At 70.3% G+C, this 17,906-nt stretch carries 18 protein-coding genes and 1 riboswitch; of the genes, 7 read left to right on the forward strand and 11 right to left on the reverse strand.

Features of this window, described 5'->3' with window-relative positions:
- Positions 1-251 precede the first annotated feature (251 nt).
- The 6 genes from KYY02_RS32415 to KYY02_RS32440 all read left to right on the forward strand — a co-directional run bounded on the left by KYY02_RS32415 (position 252) and on the right by KYY02_RS32440 (position 4,003).
- Entirely contained in the window at positions 252-452 is a 201-nt protein-coding gene (locus tag KYY02_RS32415; RefSeq protein ID WP_073934577.1) for a DUF5999 family protein, read from the forward strand.
- 44 nt (positions 453-496) lie between these two features.
- Complete coding sequence (locus KYY02_RS32420) at positions 497-700, forward strand: type 1 periplasmic-binding domain-containing protein (protein ID WP_371244396.1); 204 nt, start codon at positions 497-499, stop codon at positions 698-700.
- A gap of 31 nt (positions 701-731) precedes the next feature.
- A complete protein-coding gene (locus KYY02_RS32425; RefSeq protein WP_371244397.1) occupies positions 732-1,127 on the forward strand; it encodes a TOBE domain-containing protein in 396 nt (131 codons plus the stop codon).
- A gap of 164 nt (positions 1,128-1,291) precedes the next feature.
- Positions 1,292-2,092: a molybdate ABC transporter substrate-binding protein gene (gene modA, locus KYY02_RS32430; protein WP_371244399.1), complete on the forward strand. Its 801-nt coding sequence runs from the start codon at positions 1,292-1,294 to the stop codon at positions 2,090-2,092.
- Positions 2,089-2,916 (forward strand): ABC transporter permease, encoded by an 828-nt coding sequence (locus KYY02_RS32435; RefSeq protein ID WP_371244401.1) that lies wholly within the window; start codon positions 2,089-2,091, stop codon positions 2,914-2,916. Before modA ends, KYY02_RS32435 begins: the two co-directional genes overlap by 4 nt.
- Positions 2,917-2,920: 4 nt before the next feature.
- Entirely contained in the window at positions 2,921-4,003 is a 1,083-nt protein-coding gene (locus tag KYY02_RS32440) for an ABC transporter ATP-binding protein (RefSeq protein ID WP_371244403.1), read from the forward strand.
- A gap of 55 nt (positions 4,004-4,058) precedes the next feature.
- On the opposite strand, the gene gcvP is transcribed toward KYY02_RS32440, so the two are convergent.
- Entirely contained in the window at positions 4,059-6,944 is a 2,886-nt protein-coding gene (gene gcvP / locus KYY02_RS32445; RefSeq protein WP_371244405.1) for an aminomethyl-transferring glycine dehydrogenase, read from the reverse strand.
- A 173-nt stretch (positions 6,945-7,117) separates the two neighbouring features.
- Positions 7,118-7,213, reverse strand: a riboswitch (glycine riboswitch).
- A 114-nt stretch (positions 7,214-7,327) separates the two neighbouring features.
- On the opposite strand from gcvP, the gene KYY02_RS32450 reads away from it, so the two are divergent.
- Positions 7,328-7,702, forward strand: coding sequence for a PRC-barrel domain-containing protein (locus KYY02_RS32450; protein WP_371244407.1), 375 nt, complete (start codon positions 7,328-7,330; stop codon positions 7,700-7,702).
- Between the two features lie 22 nt (positions 7,703-7,724).
- On the opposite strand, the gene KYY02_RS32455 is transcribed toward KYY02_RS32450, so the two are convergent.
- The 10 genes from KYY02_RS32455 to clsA form a co-directional block, all read right to left on the reverse strand.
- On the reverse strand, positions 7,725-9,089 hold the full coding sequence (locus tag KYY02_RS32455) for a DNA polymerase IV (protein WP_371244409.1): 1,365 nt from the start codon (positions 9,087-9,089) through the stop codon (positions 7,725-7,727).
- Between the two features lie 49 nt (positions 9,090-9,138).
- A complete protein-coding gene (locus KYY02_RS32460) occupies positions 9,139-9,822 on the reverse strand; it encodes a MerR family transcriptional regulator (RefSeq protein ID WP_371244411.1) in 684 nt (227 codons plus the stop codon).
- Positions 9,823-9,996: 174 nt separating this feature from the next.
- Positions 9,997-10,470, reverse strand: coding sequence for a bifunctional nuclease family protein (locus KYY02_RS32465; RefSeq protein WP_371244413.1), 474 nt, complete (start codon positions 10,468-10,470; stop codon positions 9,997-9,999).
- Between the two features lie 84 nt (positions 10,471-10,554).
- A complete protein-coding gene (gene ftsR / locus KYY02_RS32470; RefSeq protein ID WP_371244415.1) occupies positions 10,555-11,295 on the reverse strand; it encodes a transcriptional regulator FtsR in 741 nt (246 codons plus the stop codon).
- A gap of 38 nt (positions 11,296-11,333) precedes the next feature.
- Positions 11,334-12,260, reverse strand: a complete 927-nt coding sequence (locus KYY02_RS32475) for a zinc-ribbon and FHA domain-containing protein (RefSeq protein WP_371244417.1) — start codon at positions 12,258-12,260, stop codon at positions 11,334-11,336.
- A 61-nt stretch (positions 12,261-12,321) separates the two neighbouring features.
- Positions 12,322-13,221: a DUF881 domain-containing protein gene (locus tag KYY02_RS32480; RefSeq protein WP_371244419.1), complete on the reverse strand. Its 900-nt coding sequence runs from the start codon at positions 13,219-13,221 to the stop codon at positions 12,322-12,324.
- Between the two features lie 5 nt (positions 13,222-13,226).
- Entirely contained in the window at positions 13,227-13,559 is a 333-nt protein-coding gene (locus KYY02_RS32485) for a small basic family protein (RefSeq protein ID WP_003988855.1), read from the reverse strand.
- Positions 13,556-14,389, reverse strand: coding sequence for a DUF881 domain-containing protein (locus KYY02_RS32490; protein WP_371244427.1), 834 nt, complete (start codon positions 14,387-14,389; stop codon positions 13,556-13,558). Before KYY02_RS32490 ends, KYY02_RS32485 begins: the two co-directional genes overlap by 4 nt.
- A gap of 187 nt (positions 14,390-14,576) precedes the next feature.
- Positions 14,577-17,072 carry a sugar phosphate nucleotidyltransferase gene (locus tag KYY02_RS32495; RefSeq protein WP_371244429.1) on the reverse strand — a complete coding sequence of 832 codons (2,496 nt, stop codon included), beginning with the start codon at positions 17,070-17,072 and terminating at the stop codon, positions 14,577-14,579.
- A gap of 115 nt (positions 17,073-17,187) precedes the next feature.
- Positions 17,188-17,796 (reverse strand): cardiolipin synthase ClsA, encoded by a 609-nt coding sequence (gene clsA / locus KYY02_RS32500; RefSeq protein WP_371244431.1) that lies wholly within the window; start codon positions 17,794-17,796, stop codon positions 17,188-17,190.
- Positions 17,797-17,906 lie beyond the last annotated feature (110 nt).

The following is a 17,906-nucleotide window of genomic DNA, read 5'->3' on the forward strand; positions in this document are numbered from 1 at the left end:
GGACTAGCCCCATCCGGCCACGGTGAACCACCCGAAATGACAGTGCAGTTGAGATGAACCGTCCGCATGGGTGACGCGTCCTCACCCTGTGAGGAGCGGTGCCGCGAAATCCCTGCGGATCCTCGCTCATGGGGCAACACTGGTTTCCGACCGACCTATCGCAACGGGGGGCGGCCATGAACGAAGCTTCACGCCGCGGAACTGAAACGACATCCGACTCACAGGTCACCACAGAGCGAGAGATCCCACCCATGTGCCAGCACCAGCCACCGTGCCCCTCAGCCGACTCCGCCGACCGGGAGTCCGCCCGTCTCGTGGCGCACCACCCGGAGCAGGGCTGGAGCTTGCTGTGCAACGGTGTCGTGTTCTTCGAGGACACCGGTGAACTCCTGCCCGACGGCAGGATCATCGCCCCACAACGTCCCCGGGGCGCCAGTCTGACCACCGCCTGAGCACGACCGGGCGGAGACGGGGCCCGCTCAGGGCCCCGGGGGACATGAGCGTGGTCGGCTTCGGGGACCTTCCGGAAGTCCGCTGGCCGCTGACCACCGTCCGCCGCCTCCCGGCCGACACGGCCACACCCGCGGTCCGCGCGGTGCCGCGTCCCACCCGGGACGAACAGCCGGACTCCCTCCGCGTGGAGCCGGGCACGGACCTCGTCGTCCGGGCGGGCACGACGGCTCCCGCCGGGCGCGGCTGACGCTCCTCCGGCACCGCCTATCGTGATCGGCATGCAGTCCTACACGATCGGCCGGGCAGCGCGGCTGCTCGGCGTGAGCCCGGACACCGCCCGCCGCTGGGCGGACGCGGGACGTCTCACCACCCACCGCGACGACGGCGGACGCCGGCTCGTCGACGGACGGGACCTGGCGGCGTTCTCCGTCGAGCTCGCCAGGGCCGGCGCCGTCGAGGAGGGCACCCCGTACACCTCCGCCCGCAACGCCTTCCCCGGCATCGTCACCGCGATCAAACTCGGTGACGTCGCCGCCCAGGTGGAGATCCAGGCCGGCCCGCACCGTCTCGTCTCGCTGCTCACCCGGGAGGCCGTCGAGGAGCTGGGGCTGGAGGTCGGCGTGGAGGCCACGGCCCGCGTGAAGTCGACGAACGTCCACATCGACCGCACCTGACGGCGCCAGCCCTCTGCGTGAACGCGTACGCGCACTTCATGGACATTTTTCCTCGCTGATGCGAGGCGAAACGCAGCGAACACCCAGCAGGTGCGACAGTATGATCGGCGCATCGGGAGGGCTTCGTCCGCTCTTCGACCGGCCCAGGGAGGGAGTGCTCCGACATGACCCGTTCGCATCGGACCCGTCGGACCGCCGGTGCCGGGGCAGCCGCCGTACTGGCGCTGAGCGCCTGCTCCGCATCCGGTCCGGACGCGTCGGCGCCCGCGGAGTCCGGCGGACAGGGCATCACGGGCACCGTCACCGTCTTCGCGGCCGCCTCGCTGAAGGAGAGCTTCACGACGCTGGGCGAGCGCTTCGAGAAGGAGAACCCGGGGACCGGTGTCACCTTCAGCTTCGGCGGCAGCGACGGCCTGGCGGCCGGCATCAACAACGGCGCGCCGGCCGACGTCTTCGCGGCGGCCAGCACCAGGACGATGAAGCTCGTCACGGACGAGGGACACACGGCGGGCAGCCCGAGCACGTTCGTCCGCAACCGGCTGGAGATCGCCACCGTGCCGGGCAACCCGCACGCGATCGACTCCCTCGAGGACCTGGCCGCGTCCGGCCTCAAGGTCGTGCTGTGCGACGGGACGGTGCCCTGCGGGGCCGCCGCGCGGACCGCCCTCGCCGCCGGCGGGATCGAGCTGGAACCGGTCTCGTACGAGCAGGACGTCAAGAGCGCCCTGACGAAGGTCGAGCTGAAGGAGGCCGACGCCGCCGTCGTGTACCGCACGGATGTGCAGGCGGCCGGTGACAAGGTGGAGGGCGTGGAGTTCCCGGAGTCCGCCGAGGCCGTCAACGACTACCCGATCGCCCGGCTCGAGAACGCGCCCAACCCCTTGGCGGCGAAGGCGTTCGTGGCGCTGGTGAAGTCCCCCGAGGGCCAGGAGGTGCTGGGCGGGGCGGGGTTCCTGAAGCCATGACCACCGGCCGGAAAGCCCCCCGGAGGACACGCCCCCGCCCTCCCGGCCGCGGTGTTCCCCTCGCCCTCCTCGCGCCCGCCCTCCTGGGTCTGGCGTTCCTCCTGGTGCCCCTCCTCACCCTCCTCCTCCGCGCCCCCTGGCGCAGCCTTCCCGGGCAGCTCACCAGCCCCGAGGTGTGGGACGCGCTGCGCCTGTCACTGCTCTGCGCCACGACGGCGACCGCGCTGAGCCTGGTCGTCGGCGTCCCGCTGGCCTGGCTGCTGGCCCGTACGGACTTCCCCGGCCGCGGCCTGGTCCGCGCCCTGGTGACGCTCCCGCTGGTGCTGCCCCCGGTGGTGGGCGGTGTCGCCCTGCTGCTCGCCCTGGGCCGCAACGGCGTCGTCGGCCGGTGGCTGGACGCGTGGTTCGGCGTCACCCTGCCCTTCACCACCACGGGCGTCGTCCTCGCCGAGACGTTCGTGGCGATGCCGTTCCTCGTCATCAGCGTCGAGGGCACGCTGCGGGCCGCCGACCCGCGCTACGAGGAGGCGGCCGCCACCCTGGGCGCCTCCCGCTTCACCGCGTTCCGCAGGGTCACACTGCCGCTGATCGCTCCCGGCATCGCGGCCGGTGCGGTACTGGCCTGGGCCCGGGCGCTCGGGGAGTTCGGCGCGACGATCACCTTCGCCGGCAGCTTCCCCGGCCGCACCCAGACCATGCCGCTCGCGGTCTACCTCGCCCTGCAGAACGACCCGGCCGCCGCCGTCGCCCTCAGCCTGGTCCTGCTGGCGGTGTCCGTCGTCGTACTGGCCGGGTTGCGGGACCGCTGGATGAGGACCGCCTGACACCATGACGAAGAGTTCCGAGTACGTGCCCGACCCGGCCGACGCCGCCGCGGGCCTGGACGCGCGGCTCGTTGTGGACCGCGGCTCCTTCCGCCTCGACGTGGCACTGACCGCCGCACCCGGTGACGTCGTCGCCCTGCTGGGCCCGAACGGGGCCGGCAAGACCACCGCCCTGCGCGCCCTCGCGGGCCTCGCCCCGCTCAGCGCCGGGCATCTGCGGCTGGACGGCGTGGACCTGCGCCGCACACCGCCGGAGTCGCGTCCGGTGGGTGTCGTCTTCCAGGACTACCTGCTCTTCCCGCACCTGACCGCGCTCGACAACGTGGCCTTCGGGCCGCGCTGCCGTGGCTCCGGCAGGACGGAGGCACGCGCCCGGGCCGCCGGGTGGCTCGACCGCATGGGTCTGGCCGGACACGCGGACGCCAAGCCCCGGCGGCTGTCCGGCGGCCAGGCACAACGGGTGGCCCTCGCCCGCGCCCTGGCCACCCACCCCCGGCTGCTGCTCCTGGACGAACCGCTCGCCGCCCTGGACGCCCGCACCCGGCTGGAGGTGCGCGCGCAGCTCCGCCGTCATCTGGCCGCGTTCGAGGCCGTCGCCGTCCTGGTCACGCACGACCCGCTGGACGCCATGGTGCTCTCCGACCATCTGGTCGTCGTGGAGCGGGGCCGGATCGTGCAGGAAGGCTCGCCCTCCGACGTCGCCCGGCACCCGCGCACCGAGTACGTCGCCCAGTTGGTCGGCCTCAACCTGTACCGCGGACAGGCCGAGGGCCACACGGTGCGGCTCGGCGCGGGCCCCGCCGTCAGCACCACGGAGGACCTCTCCGGGCCCGCCTTCGTGGCGTTCCCGCCCGACGCCGTCACCCTGCACCGGGACCGGCCGACCGGCTCGAGCGCCCGCAACCTCTGGCGCTGCGAGGTCGCCGGTCTCGAGACCCACGGAGACCGGATCCGCGCGGAGCTGACCGGCGAACTCATCCTGGCCGCCGACCTCACCACGGTCGCCGCGGCCGAACTCGACCTGCATCCGGGCGCCCCGGTCTGGGCGGCGGTCAAAGCGACGCAGACGCATGCCTACCCGGCCTAGCGGCACATGACGAAGGGTCCCGCTCCGGTGCCGGAGCGGGACCCTTCGTCACGGGTCAGTCCTCGTACGCGTCCAGCGGCGGGCAGGAGCAGACCAGGTTCCGGTCGCCGAAGGCCTGGTCTATGCGGCGCACCGGCGGCCAGTACTTGTCGGCGGCGCCCACCCCGGCCGGGAACACGGCCACCTCGCGGCCGTACGCGTGCTCCCACTCCCCGCCGAGCGCGGCGGCGGTGTGCGGGGCGTTGCGCAGCGGGTTGTCGTCCGCGGGCCACTCGCCGGAGCCGACCTTCTCGATCTCCGCACGGATCGCGATCATTGCCTCGCAGAACCGGTCGATTTCGGTCAGGTCCTCGGACTCGGTGGGCTCGATCATCAGCGTGCCGGCCACCGGGAACGACATCGTCGGCGCGTGGAAGCCGTAGTCGATCAGCCGCTTGGCCACGTCGTCCACACTGACGCCGGTCGCCTTGGTCAGCGGGCGCAGGTCGATGATGCACTCGTGCGCGACCAGGCCGCCGGGGCCGGTGTAGAGCACCGGGTAGTGCGGCTCCAGGCGCTTGGCGATGTAGTTGGCGCTGAGCACGGCCACCTGCGTGGCCCGCTTCAGGCCCTCGCCGCCCATGAGCCGGACGTACGCCCACGAGATCGGCAGGATGCCCGCGGAGCCCCACGGTGCCGCCGAGATCGGCCCGACGCCCGTCTCCGGGCCCGCCTCGGGCTGGAGCGGGTGGTTCGGCAGGTACGGCGCCAGGTGCGCCCGTACGCCTACCGGGCCGACACCGGGGCCGCCGCCGCCGTGCGGGATGCAGAAGGTCTTGTGCAGGTTCAGGTGCGAGACGTCACCGCCGAAGTGCCCGGGCTTGGCCAGACCCACCAGCGCGTTGAGGTTGGCGCCGTCCACGTACACCTGGCCGCCGGCCTCGTGCACCTCGGCGCAGATGTCGGCGACGTGCTCCTCGAACACCCCGTGCGTCGAGGGATAGGTGATCATCAGCACCGCCAGTTCGTCGCGGTACTGCCCGATCTTCGCCCGCAGGTCCGCGACGTCGATCTCGCCGTCGTCGGACGTCCTGACGACGACGACCTTCATCCCGGCCATCACGGCGCTGGCGGCGTTGGTGCCGTGCGCGGAGGACGGGATCAGGCAGACGGTGCGCTGTTCGTCGCCGTTGGCCCGGTGGTAGCCGCGCACGGCGAGCAGACCGGCCAGCTCGCCCTGGGAGCCGGCGTTGGGCTGGAGGGAGACCTTGTCGTAGCCGGTGACCTCGGCGAGGCGTTCCTCCAGCTCGTGGATGAGCGTGAGGTAGCCCTGCGCCTGCTCGGCGGGCGCGAAGGGGTGCAGCTGCCCGAACTCGGGCCAGGTGACCGGCTCCATCTCGGTGGTCGCGTTGAGCTTCATGGTGCAGGAGCCCAGCGGGATCATGCCGCGGTCCAGCGCGTAGTCGCGGTCGGAGAGCCGGCGCAGGTAGCGCAGCATCGCGGTCTCGGAGCGGTGCTGCTGGAACACGGGGTGGGTCAGGTACTCGTCGTCGCGCAGCAGGGTGTCCGGCAGCGTGTCCCGCGCGGCCGCGTCCAGGGCCTCCACGTCTCCCTCGACGCCGAAGGCGCTCCACACGGCGGCCAGCTGCGACCGGGTGGTGGTCTCGTCGCAGGCGACCGAGACGTGGTCGGCGTCGACGAGGCGCAGGTTGACGCCGTTGTCGCGAGCGGCGGCGACGACCTCGGCGGCCCGCCCGGCGACCCGCACGGTCAGCGTGTCGAAGTAGGAGCCGTGCACGATCTCCGCCCCGCCGGACCGCAGCCCCTCGGCGAGGACGGTGGCGTACCGGTGGGCGCGCCGGGCGATCAGCCGCAGTCCCTCCGGGCCGTGGTAGACGGCGTACATCCCGGCCATGACGGCGAGCAGCACCTGGGCGGTGCAGATGTTGCTGGTTGCCTTCTCGCGGCGGATGTGCTGCTCACGGGTCTGGAGCGCGAGGCGGTAGGCCTTGTGTCCGTCGGCGTCGACGGAGACGCCGACGAGCCGTCCGGGCAGGCTGCGCGCCATCTTCTCCTGCACGGCCATGTAGCCGGCGTGCGGCCCGCCGAAGCCCATCGGCACACCGAAGCGCTGCGTGGTGCCGACCGCGATGTCCGCGCCCAGCTCACCGGGCGACTTCAGCAGGGTGAGGGCGAGCAGGTCGGCGGCGACGACGACGAGCGCGCCGAGCCCGTGCGCCTGGTCGATCAGCGGCTTGATGTCGCGTACGGCACCGGAGGCGCCCGGGTACTGGATCAGTACGCCGTTGATCTCGCGCTCGGCCACCTCGGCGGGGACGCCCTCGCTCAGGTCGGCGACGACGACCTCGACGCCGGCCGGCTCGGCACGGGTCTCGATCACCGCGATCGTCTGCGGCAGCGCGTCCGCGTCGACCAGGAACAGACCCTTCTTGTTCTTGCCCATGCGCCGCGACAGGGCCATCGCCTCGGCGGCGGCGGTGCCCTCGTCGAGCAGGGAGGCACCGGAGGTCGGCAGCCCGGTGAGTTCGGCGACCACGGTCTGGAAGTTCAGCAGCGCCTCGAGCCGGCCCTGGGAGATCTCCGGCTGGTACGGCGTGTAGGCCGTGTACCAGGCGGGGTTCTCCATCACGTTGCGCAGGATGACGGGCGGGGTGAAGGTACCGTAGTACCCGAGCCCGATCATCGAGCCGAGCACCTCGTTGCGGTCGGCCAGTGCGCGCAGTTCGGCCAGCACCTCGGCCTCGCTCCGGGCACCCGGCAGGTCCAGCGCGTCGGCGTTCTTGATCACATCCGGCACTGCGGCGGCCGTCAGCTCGTCCAGCGAGCCGTAACCGACCTGGGCGAGCATCTTGGCCCGGGCCTCGTGATCGGGGCCGATGTGACGCTGCTCGAAGGGGATTCCCCGTTCGAGTTCGGAGAGCGGAGTGCGAGGGGCGGTCATTGAGGAGGCCTCCTGGTCCGACGACCTTCGAGGGCACCACGGCGCGGGTACCCGGACGGCCTCCCCCTCTGTCATCTCAACCTGAGAGTTTCACCGGCCGACCCGAAGGCGTCCGGTTTTCACCGTCGGTGAGAGCGGAAGCCGTCGACATCCGCCCTGCTTTCCAGAGTGACCTCGTCCGTGCGGTACGTGTGCCTGAGAGATTCCGGGGAGGATTTGCTCCTTCGGCGCCTCCGATGGTGTCCGGAGGACTCTCCCGCACGGGGTCAGCGGCCGTTTGCCAGCGTACCAGCGAGCACCACACCGGTACCTTCGAGTGGACGTCCAGCCGATTGTGCCGTTTTGTAGTGCTTACGGATGATTTTGCGACCAGTGGAGGGCCTGTGCAGACCGACATCGATCCGCGCCACCTGATCGGCCGCAAGGCGTTCGACCGCAACGGAACCCGGATCGGGACGATCGACGAGGTCTACCTCGACGACGCCACCGGTGCACCGGAGTGGGCGGCGATACGCACCGGCCTGTTCAGCAGGGACGCCTTCGTCCCCCTGGAACCCAGCGACCTCGTCGACGGCGCCCTCCACGTCCCCTTCGACCGCACCCTCATCAGGGACGCCCCCGACTTCGGCGTGGGCCGCCACCTCTCTCCCGAACAGGAACTCCAGCTCTACCACCACTACGGCCTGGACCTCGCGGCTCCCCCTCCCCTCCCGGACCGCGACTTCGGCAAACTCGCCGGGAACGACAAGCCCGCCTGATCCGCCCGGCGAGCCGGGCGGATCAGGCGGCCCCCGCGCCCTCGCCCTCCCCGGAACCCCGGGACACCAGCGGCAGCGGTTCCGCCGGTTCCAGAGCCGGGTCGTCGACCAGGAAGGTCTTCACCCGGCCCGGCTCCGAGCCGGGCGTCTCGAAGCGCACCGTGACCCGGCCCAGTCCGCTGCCCTGCACCCATCCGTGTCCGTGCACGGCGTGCCGTACGTCCTGTCCCGCCGACCAGCGCCGCTCGGCGGGCGTCTTCGGCTGCGGCGCGGGCCCGGCCTCGGCCTCCTCGTGCGGGGGGTCGTCCCCGTGCCCGCCCGCCTGCGCGAACAGGTCCTCCTGCGCGTAGTCGGCCAGCCCGCTGACCCCGACGCCCAGCAGCCGCACCCCGCCCGTCGTGTCGACCGAGTCCAGGAGCCGCGCGGCCGCCTCCCGCACCACCGCCGGATCGTCCGTGGGGCCCCGCAGCGTCTCGGACCGGGTGAGGGTGGAGAAGTCGTACCGGCGCACCTTCAGCACGATGGTCCGCCCCGACAGGCCCGCCGCCCGCAGCCTGCGCACACACCGGTCCGCGAGCCGCCGCACCTCCGTGCCGACCCGCGTCCGGTCGTGGATGTCCACGTCGTACGTGTCCTCGACCGACACCGACTTGGCCTCCCGCTCGGCCACCACGGGCCGCTCGTCCCGGGCCAGCGCCATCGCGAACAGCGCGTGCCCGTGGGCCTTGCCCAGCAGCCGCACGAGCTCGTCCTCCCCGGCCTCGGCGAGCTCGTCGACCGTGTGGATCCCCGCCCGCCGCAGATGGTCACCGGTCGCCGGCCCGACGCCCGGCAGGGTACGGACCGGCAGCGGCCCCAGCAGGGCTCGCTCCGTGCCCGGCTCGATCACCACCAGTCCGTCCGGCTTCGCCTGCTCCGAGGCGATCTTCGCCAGCATCTTGGAGGCCGCGAGCCCCACCGACCCGGTGAGCCCTGTGACCGCCCGTATGTCCGCGCGCAGCTTCGCTCCGGCCAGCCGCGCCGACCGCTCGTCCCGGGCCACGCCGCCGGCTTCCAGGTCCACGAACGCCTCGTCCAGGCTCAGCGGCTCCACCAACGGTGACAGAGCCCTCAGCAACCCCATCACCTGCTCGCTGATCGACCGGTAGAGAGCGAACCTCGGCACCAGGTACGCAGCGTTCGGCGCGCGCCGCCGGGCCTGCGCCATGGGCATCGCCGAGTGGACGCCGAAGATCCGTGCCTCGTACGAGGCGGTGGCCACCACGCCCCGCGGTCCGAGTCCGCCCACGACGACCGCCTTGCCGCGCAGGCTCGGCTTGGACGCCTGCTCCACCGAGGCGAAGAAGGCGTCCATGTCGAGATGCAGGATCGTGGGCGCGGATCTCACTTCTCCGATGCTGCCCTACGCCACTGACAACGGCCGTCCCCAGGCGGTCTCAGACCGCCTTGTTCCGCCGCCGCGCCAGCTCGTCCATCGGGTTGTGCCCGACGAGGGTCTCCCCGGTGTCGACCCGCTCCCCGTGCAACTGGGACAGCGCGCTCTCCACGTCCTGCCACACCACCCCCACGGCGATGCCGAAGACGCCCTGGCCGCCCTGGAGCAGGGCGTGGACCTCGTCGGGCGACGTGCACTCGTAGACCGTCGCGCCGTCGCTCATCAGCGTCATGCGCTCCAGGTCGCTGAAGCCTCGCTCGCGCAGGTGCTGGACCGCCGTGCGGATGTTCTGCAGGGAGACGCCCGTGTCCAGGAACCGTTTGACGATCTTCAGTACGACGACGTCACGGAAGCTGTACAGCCGCTGCGTGCCCGATCCATGGGCCGGCCGCACGCTCGGCTCGACCAGGCCCGTACGGGCCCAGTAGTCGAGCTGTCGGTAGGTGATACCGGCGGCGGCACAGGCCGTGGGTCCCCGGTAGCCGATCTGCTCGGACGCCATGGATGTCGCCCCTCCGCTGCTCGGCACAGCCGTCGGTCGCTGCGGAGCGTGGTCGGTCGCGCCGCCGTGCACGGGATGTCCCCCGCTCGGACGGAGCCGAGAGCTCTGGGGAGGGTACGGTCCGCTCGTCCCGAAACCACGTCCGGGAGCACCCCCAGCCGTACCGTCGCCGCTGCTTCTCACGCCGACCTCCGTCCTTGACCTGCCTCCTCGAAGGTAGGCAGTCACCAAGGGTGCGTCAACGATCGCCACACTCGGCACGCCGAGTGATAATCACCCTAAGAGTGGTTTCCCGTGCCTCACCGTGGGGAAAGGCTAGCCGAATGCCCTCGGCGCGGGCCCGGCGGCCGACCGCCCTCACTGGTTACTGCTCCCGAAGTCCTCCGGCGAGATCTGGTCGAGGAATTCGCGGAACTTCTCCACCTCGTCCTCCTGCTCGTCCGGGATGGCGATCCCGGCGTCGTCGAGCACCGTGTCACTGCCATAGATCGGCGTACCCGTCCGCAGGGCCAGCGCTATGGCGTCGGAGGGGCGGGCACTCACCTCGACACCGCTGGCGAACACCAGCTCCGCGTAGAAGACGCCCTCGCGCAGATCGGTGATGCGCACTTCCGTGAGCTCCTGCCCGACGGCTTCCAGCACGTCCTTGAACAGGTCGTGGGTCAGCGGCCGTGCGGGGGTCATGCCCTGCTGCGCGAAGGCGATGGCCGTCGCCTCCCCCGGTCCGATCCAGATGGGGAGGTAGCGGTCGCCGCCCACCTCACGCAACAGCACGATCGGTTGGTTGGAGGGCATCTCGACCCGGACACCTACGACATCGAGCTCGTTCACACAGCAACCCTAGGCCGTGCCCGGGACGTTTGGGTAGTCGAGCAGGGAACGGGTGGCCGATCCGGGCCCCCGCACCACCCCGTCTCAGGGCAGCCGTATCCCGAGCGCCGCCTGCACCAGCGCCGCGTGCAGCTTCACCGTGAGCCCCGCCAGCTCCTTCGCGCGCGCCTGGGCGTGGGCCCTGGTCTGCGGGTTCCGGTGGCGTTTCAGCGGGGCGACGACCTGGTCCACCAGGCCGGCCTCACGGTCGGCGGCGGCCTTCATCGCCCTCAGATGACGCGGCTCGATCCCGAACCGCCCCAACTCGGCGAGGAGCCCGGCGACGGTGACCGACTCGGCGTCGTACATGCCGCCCTCGACCGGGGCGAGGAGCCCGTACGACTCCCACTCGGCGAGCATCCGCTCGTCGATGTCGGCAGCCGCCAGCAGTCGGCCACGCCCGATACGCGCCGCCGCGGGCCCTTCGACGGCGGGCTCCTGACCGGTGTCCCCGTCCCCCGGACGGCCCAGCACCGGCAGCTGGACGGCCTCGCCGCGCTCCACGGCGTCAAGGTGCTCGCGGATCACCTTGAGCGGCAGATAGTGGTCGCGCTGCATGCGCAGCACATGTCCGAGGCGCTCGACGTCCCCGGCGCTGAACTTGCGGTACCCCGACGGAGTCCGCTGCGGCTCGACCAATCCCTCCGACTCCAGGAAGCGGATCTTGGAGATGGTGACCTCGGGGAACTCCTCGCGCAGCACGTTCAGCACCGCGCCGATGCTCATCAGTCCGGTGCCCGCGGCGGCGGCGCCGTCGCCGGCACCGCCGCTCGGTGTCTGAACCATGGACCTTCCCTGGGGTCCCCCGGACGGATCCGGGGAGGTCAGTAGCCCCGCTGGCTCGCGTAGAAGACCAGCCGGTACTTACCGATCTGCACCTCGTCGCCGTTGGACAGGGCGACCTGGTCGATCCGCTCCCGGTTGACGTACGTGCCGTTCAGGCTGCCCACGTCGGCCACCGTGAAGGAGCCGTCCGGAGCGCGCCGGAACTCCACGTGCCGACGGGAGACCGTCACGTCGTCCAGGAAGATGTCGCTCTGCGGGTGACGGCCGGCCGTGGTCAGGTCGCCGTCCAGCAGGAAGCGGCTGCCCGAGTTCGGCCCGCGGCGCACGACCAGGAGGGCGGAACCCATCGGCAGCGCGTCGACGGCCGCCTGCGCCTCGGGAGAGAGCATCGGCGTCTGGCCGGTGGTCTCGGCGTCGTAGGCCTCCAGACCGGAGATCGAGATCGTGGACGTCGTCTCCGAGGGGCGCTCCGGGGTGACCCCGGGCCTCAGCGGCGCGCCGCAGTGGGAGCAGAAGCGGCTGTTCTCCGCGTTGCGGTTACCGCACCTCGTACACACCAGGACCGACATGGACGGATCCTCCTGCCGCGGCTGCCCCCCAGGGGCCTGGGACGCGTACGGGTCGGAGAATCCTCCACCCGTACCCGAGGTCGACGGTTGCCCGAAACCTATGCCGCCCGACTGCGCGGGGTCAACGGACGACGCGCCCTGACCCACCTGGTCCCGGTACAGCGGACGCTGACCTTCCGCCTCAGGCTGTGCGCGATGACGAGCGGTCGCGTTGTCGCTGCCCTCTCGCCGCGCGCTCTTGCCGAACAACTTCGCAAACAACTTCACGGGCGATTCCCCTTGACCGAAACAGACCCGCCCGTGGGGCAGGACGAACCCTGACTGAACACATTGACCGACCCGGACATCTTCACAACGTCCGCCTCCGCCAGACAGTTTCCACCACGCACCACCCATTCGGTGCGCCGACCCCCCGCAACCTCATGCCCTCGCCGAACACCCCCCATGCACCCCCGGTTCACCGGGATGACGACCGAGCGTAGTCAGGCCGCTTCACCGCCCGCAAGGCGTCCACAACGATCTTGGTCGACCGCTCCACGGTAACGGTGGCCTGTTCCTTCTCGAGAGTCTGCACCACACCTCCGGGGATGTTGAGCGCCGGCTCGAGATCCTGCGGCTTGCCGATGACCCTGAAACGATAGGGCGCGGTGATCTTGTTCCCGTCCACGTCGACACCGTTCCCGGAGTCCGTCAGGTAGGTGTCCGCCGCCACCCGCACGCCGTTCACCTGGATCGCCTCGGCACCGGCCGCACGCAGCTCCTGAACGGCGTCGAGCAGCATGTCCGCCTCTACCGTCCCCTTCGTGTCCTGGATGGTCATCGTGATCCCGGGTCCCTGTGCGGCCACGGTGCCCGCCAGCACTCCGAGTTGCCGTTCCTTCTCGATCGTCTGCTTACGGGCCTCTTCGGCCTGGTCGGAGCTGTTCTCCAGCTCGTCGCGCTGCTTCTCGAGCCCCTGCTTCTCGTCCTCAAGACGCTCTGTGCGGTCATCCAGTTCATCGAGGATGCGCACAAGATCTTCCTGACGTGCCCCGCGCAGCGCGTTGTCGCTGTCGCTGTTCGACGCCACCTGGACGGCCAGGCCGAAACCGAGGCCGAACAGCAGCAGGGCGACGATGAGTTGGGCCCGGGTCACCCGTGGCGGCCACAGCCCCTTCACCAGCCGCTGCCTGCCGGTCAGACCGGGCGAGTGCTTCGGAGCGCCCTCCTCCGCGGGTACAGGCGCTCTCGTGGGCGTCCCGGCGGACACCTCCGCGGGCAGTTCCCTGCGCAGGCCGACCGCGGGCGGGGCGTCCGGAGCGGACCTCGGCGGGGACACCGCCGGGCGTGTCGTCTCGTCGTGCTCGTGCTCGCTCATCGGCCTCACGCCCGGAACACGTGCCGACGGATCGCCGCGGCGTTGGAGAAGATGCGGATGCCGAGGACCACCACGACGCCCGTCGACAGCTGGGCCCCCACGCCGAGCTTGTCGCCGAGGAACACGATCAGGGCGGCGACGACGACGTTCGACAGGAACGACACCACGAAGACCTTGTCGTCGAAGATGCCGTCGAGCATCGCCCGCAGCCCTCCGAACACGGCGTCGAGCGCCGCGACGACGGCGATCGGCAGGTAAGGCTCGACGACCGCCGGGACCTCGGGCCGGACCAACAGTCCGGCCACGACTCCCACGACGAGGCCCAGTACGGCGATCACGATGTGCCCTTCTCGGTTATCGGCTGTGCGGTACGTACGATCACACGTGGTGCGGCGGGCAGCCGGACGTCGTCCTCCACGGAGATGGCCGTCCGGATGCCGTAGTTCTCCTGCAGCGCATGCAGATACAACCCGTCCGCGCTGTTCTGGAACCGCTCGCTCAGCTTTCCGCCGTCCCCCACCGCGAGCACCGTGTACGGCGGCACCAGCGGTCTGTTGTCGACCAGTATCGCGTCTCCCGCGGCCCTGATCGCCGACAGGGCGGTCAGCCGCTGCCCGTTGATGGAGACGGCCTCGGCTCCGGACTCCCACAGACCGTTGACCACACGCTGCATGTCACGGTCACGCACCCGCCCGGTGTCGGAGAACCCGGAGGTCGACCGGGCGTCACTGCCCCCGCCCACGCTCGTGTCCTTGGCGTCGTTCACCACGAGCCGCACTCCGGGCCCGTGCACCGCGACGGCACCGGACAGGATGCCCACCAGCGTGGACCCATCGCCTCCGCTGTCCCGGAGCGCGTCGCGCTGCCGTACGCTCACGTCGGCGCGCAGCTCGTCGATGCTGTCCTCGAGTCTGTCAACGGCCTCGGTCTCCTGATCGATCCGGTCGATCAGTTCCCCGCGCTCCTTGGCCACCACCGGAGCCGCGACCCGGGCCTGTGCTGCACCGACGGTCACGATCAGAGCGGCGAGGACCAGGCCGCCGGCCAGCCCCAGCTTCGCCCTGAGCGTCTTAGGCATGCCGCCGTCTCCGTCGGCCCTCCGCCGCGCGGCGGTCTCGGCGTATCCGTCGTCGAGGCTGTGGTCCATGACGTTGGTGATCAACGACATGGAGGCGTCCGGGCGAACGGGCCGCGCGGGTGTGCTCCGAACGGGGGGTTGCTGCGGCATGCCGCACATCGTCGCACGCCACGACCACTACTTCCGAACGGACCTACCGGCGTGCCGGACAGGCCCCGTTGGGGACACTTGTCCGGCACGCACGTGTACCACTTGTTCTACCGGCCGCGCCGGCCGCTCACCGACCGGCGCTGTCCACGACCGCCGACCACTCGTCGAGCAGGGCCTGCGCGGAGGCGTCGTCGGGGCCCTCGGCCCACAGGTGGGTGACCGCCTCGGCCGGATCGGGCAGCACCATCACCCAGCGGCCGTCGGCCTCCACCACACGCACGCCGTCGGTGGTGTCCACGAACCGGTCTCCGGCCTCCTCCACGACCTTTCGCATCACCAGGCCCTTGACGGCCCACGGGGTCGCCAGGTCCCGCTTGAGCACGTGCGCCCGCGGGATGCGCGCGTCGATCTGGCTCAGCGTGAGCTGGGTGCGCGCCACCAGCCCGATGAGTCGCACGAAGGCCGCGGTGCCGTCGTAGACGCTGCTGAACTCCGGGACGATGAAGCCGCCCTTGCCGTCGCCGCCGAAGATCGTCCCTTCTTCACCACCCACGCGCGTGAGGTCGTCGGGCGAGGTGGTGGTCCACTCGACCTGCGTGCCGTGGTACGCCGCGACCTGCTCGGCGATCCTGGTGGTGGTCACCGGGAGCGCCACCCGGCCGCTGCGCCGCTCGGAGGCGATGAGGTCGAGCATCACGAGCAGCGACCGGTCGTCCTCGATGATCCGCCCCTTCTCGTCGACCAGGGACAGCCGCTCGCCGACGGGGTCGAACCGTACGCCGAAGGCGGCGCCGGAGGACGCCACGATCTCCCCCAGCCGGACCAGCCCCGAGCGCCGCATGTCGACCGTCTCGGTCGGCCTGGACTCGTCGAGACCGGGGTTGATGGTCAGCGAGTCGACACCCAGCTTGCCGAGCAGGCTCGGCAGCACCAGGCCGGCGCTGCCGTTGGAGGCGTCGACGACCACCTTGAGTCCGGACTCCGCGATACCGGTGATGTCGACGTTCCGCAGCAGCGATCCCGTGTACGAGTCGAAGACGCTGGCCGGGAAGTGCAGATCTCCGATCTCTCCGGGGAACGCGCGCCGGTATTCCTGCCGCGCGAACACCCGGTCCAGCTTCCGCTGACTGCCCTGGGAGAGGTCGGCGCCCTGCCCGTCGAAGAACATGATGTCGACGGAGTCCGGTATCCCGGGCGTGGTCCGGATCATGATGCCGCCCGCGCTGCCCCGCGCGGTCTGCTGCCGCGCCACGGGCAACGGCACGTTCTCCAGGTCCCGTACGTCGATGGCACTGGCCTGCAGCGCGGAGATGACCGCTCGCTTCAACGCACGGGCACCACGGGAGTGGTCACGGGCCGTGGTGACGGTCGAGCCCTTCTTCAGGGTCGTCGCGTACGCGCCGGCCAACCGCACCGCGAGTTCCGGTGTGATCTCGACGTTCAGGATGCCGGACACGCCCCGGGCTCCGAAGAGATGCGCCTGTCCTCTGGATTCCCAGATCACCGAGGTGTTGACGAACGCACCCGCCTCGATGGTCTTGAACGGGTAAACCCGCACATTGCCCTGGACGATCGATTCCTCGCCGATCAGGCACTCGTCGCCGATGACGGCGCCGTCCTCGATCCGTGCCGCGCGCATGATGTCGGTGTTCTTGCCGACGACACAGCCCCGCAGATTGCTGTGCGGACCGACGTACACGTTGTCGTGGACGACGGCCTTGTGCAGGAAGGCACCGCTCTTCACGACGACGTTGGACCCCACGACCGTGTGCTCGCGGATCTCCGCACCGGCCTCGACCTTGGCGTAGTCGCCGATGTAGAGGGGTCCGCGCAGCACGGCGTCGGGGTGCACCTCGGCTCCCTCGGCGACCCACACGCCAGGGGAGATCTCGAAGCCGTCGATGTCGACGTCGACCTTGCCCTCCAGGACATCGGCCTGCGCCTTCACATAGCTCTCGTGGGTGCCCACGTCCTCCCAGTAGCCCTCCGCGACATAGCCGTAGACGGGCTTGCCTTCCTTCATCAGCTGCGGGAAGACGTCGCCGGACCAGTCGACGGGCACATCGGGATCGACGTAGTCGAAGACCTCGGGCTCCATGACGTAGATACCGGTGTTCACCGTGTCGGAGAAGACCTGCCCCCAGGTCGGCTTCTCCAGGAAGCGCTCGACCTTGCCTTCCTGGTCCACGATGGTGATGCCGAATTCCAGCGGATTGGGGACGCGGGTCAGGCAGACCGTGACCAGAGCGCCCTTTTCCTTGTGGAAATTGACCAGCTCGGTGAGGTCGAAGTCGGTGAGGGCATCGCCGGAGATGACGAGGAAGGCATCGTCCTTCAGTGCCTCCTCGGCGTTCTTCACGCTCCCGGCGGTACCGAGTGGCTTCTCCTCATTGGCATAGGTGAGCTCCATTCCGAGCTCTTCGCCATCACCGAAGTAGTTCTTGACGAGCGACGCAAGGAACTGGACGGTCACAACGGTTTCGTTGAGCCCATGCTTTTTGAGCAACCGCAGAACATGCTCCATGATCGGCCTATTGGCCACCGGCAGGAGCGGTTTGGGCATGCTTGAGGTCATGGGGCGAAGGCGGGTGCCTTCACCCCCGGCCATCACGACGGCCTTCATGTCGGAAGCGTCCTCCTCGAAGAGACGACGGTCTGACCGACTTCACCCGCCAGGACCGGCCGGCACTTTTACAGTGCGGGCCGCCGCGCCACGATGCGCGTGCTGATCAGCGAGTTCAATCGGTCGCAGCGTCCGCACGAACCAGACGGCGGACTTGGACCACATAAAGCACTCCTGCCCACCAATACAGAGTTGTACCCCATCCGGCGAACGCCCATCCGAAAATAGCAGCGAGTGACGAGATCCAACCAGTTCCGTCACTGAGCAGGAGCAGCGGGAAGGCGTACATCAGGTTGAAGGTGGCGGCCTTCCCCAGGAAGTTCACCTGCGGCGGCGGATAGCCGTGCCGCCGGAGGATGCCCACCATGACCAGGAGAAGCAGCTCACGCGCCAGCAGAACGACGGTCAGCCAGAGCGGCAGGATCTCCCGCCAGGTGAGCCCCACGAGGGTCGAGAGGATGTAGAGCCGGTCGGCGGCCGGGTCGAGCAGCCGGCCCAGACTACTGATCTGGTTCCACCGCCGCGCCAGCTTGCCGTCCAGGTAGTCGCTGACGCCGCTGAAGGCCAGCACCAGGAGCGCCCACCCGTCGCTCTTCGGCCCCCCGAACTCCGGCCTGAGGATGAGCCACAGGAACAGGGGTACGCCAACGAGCCGCGCCATGCTGAGCATGTTCGGGATGGTGAGGACACGGTCCGTCTGCACCCGCGTCTCCTGGACCTCCACCCGGGATCCTCCTGTGGGGAAATGTATTGACGATGCCCCCCGACCTTACCTCAACGCAAAAGAGCTCTGACCCTCGGGCTGTATGCCCAAGAGTCAGAGCTCTAAAAGGA

Source organism: Streptomyces pimonensis (assembly GCF_041380215.1).
Taxonomy (GTDB): domain Bacteria; phylum Actinomycetota; class Actinomycetes; order Streptomycetales; family Streptomycetaceae; genus Streptomyces; species Streptomyces pimonensis.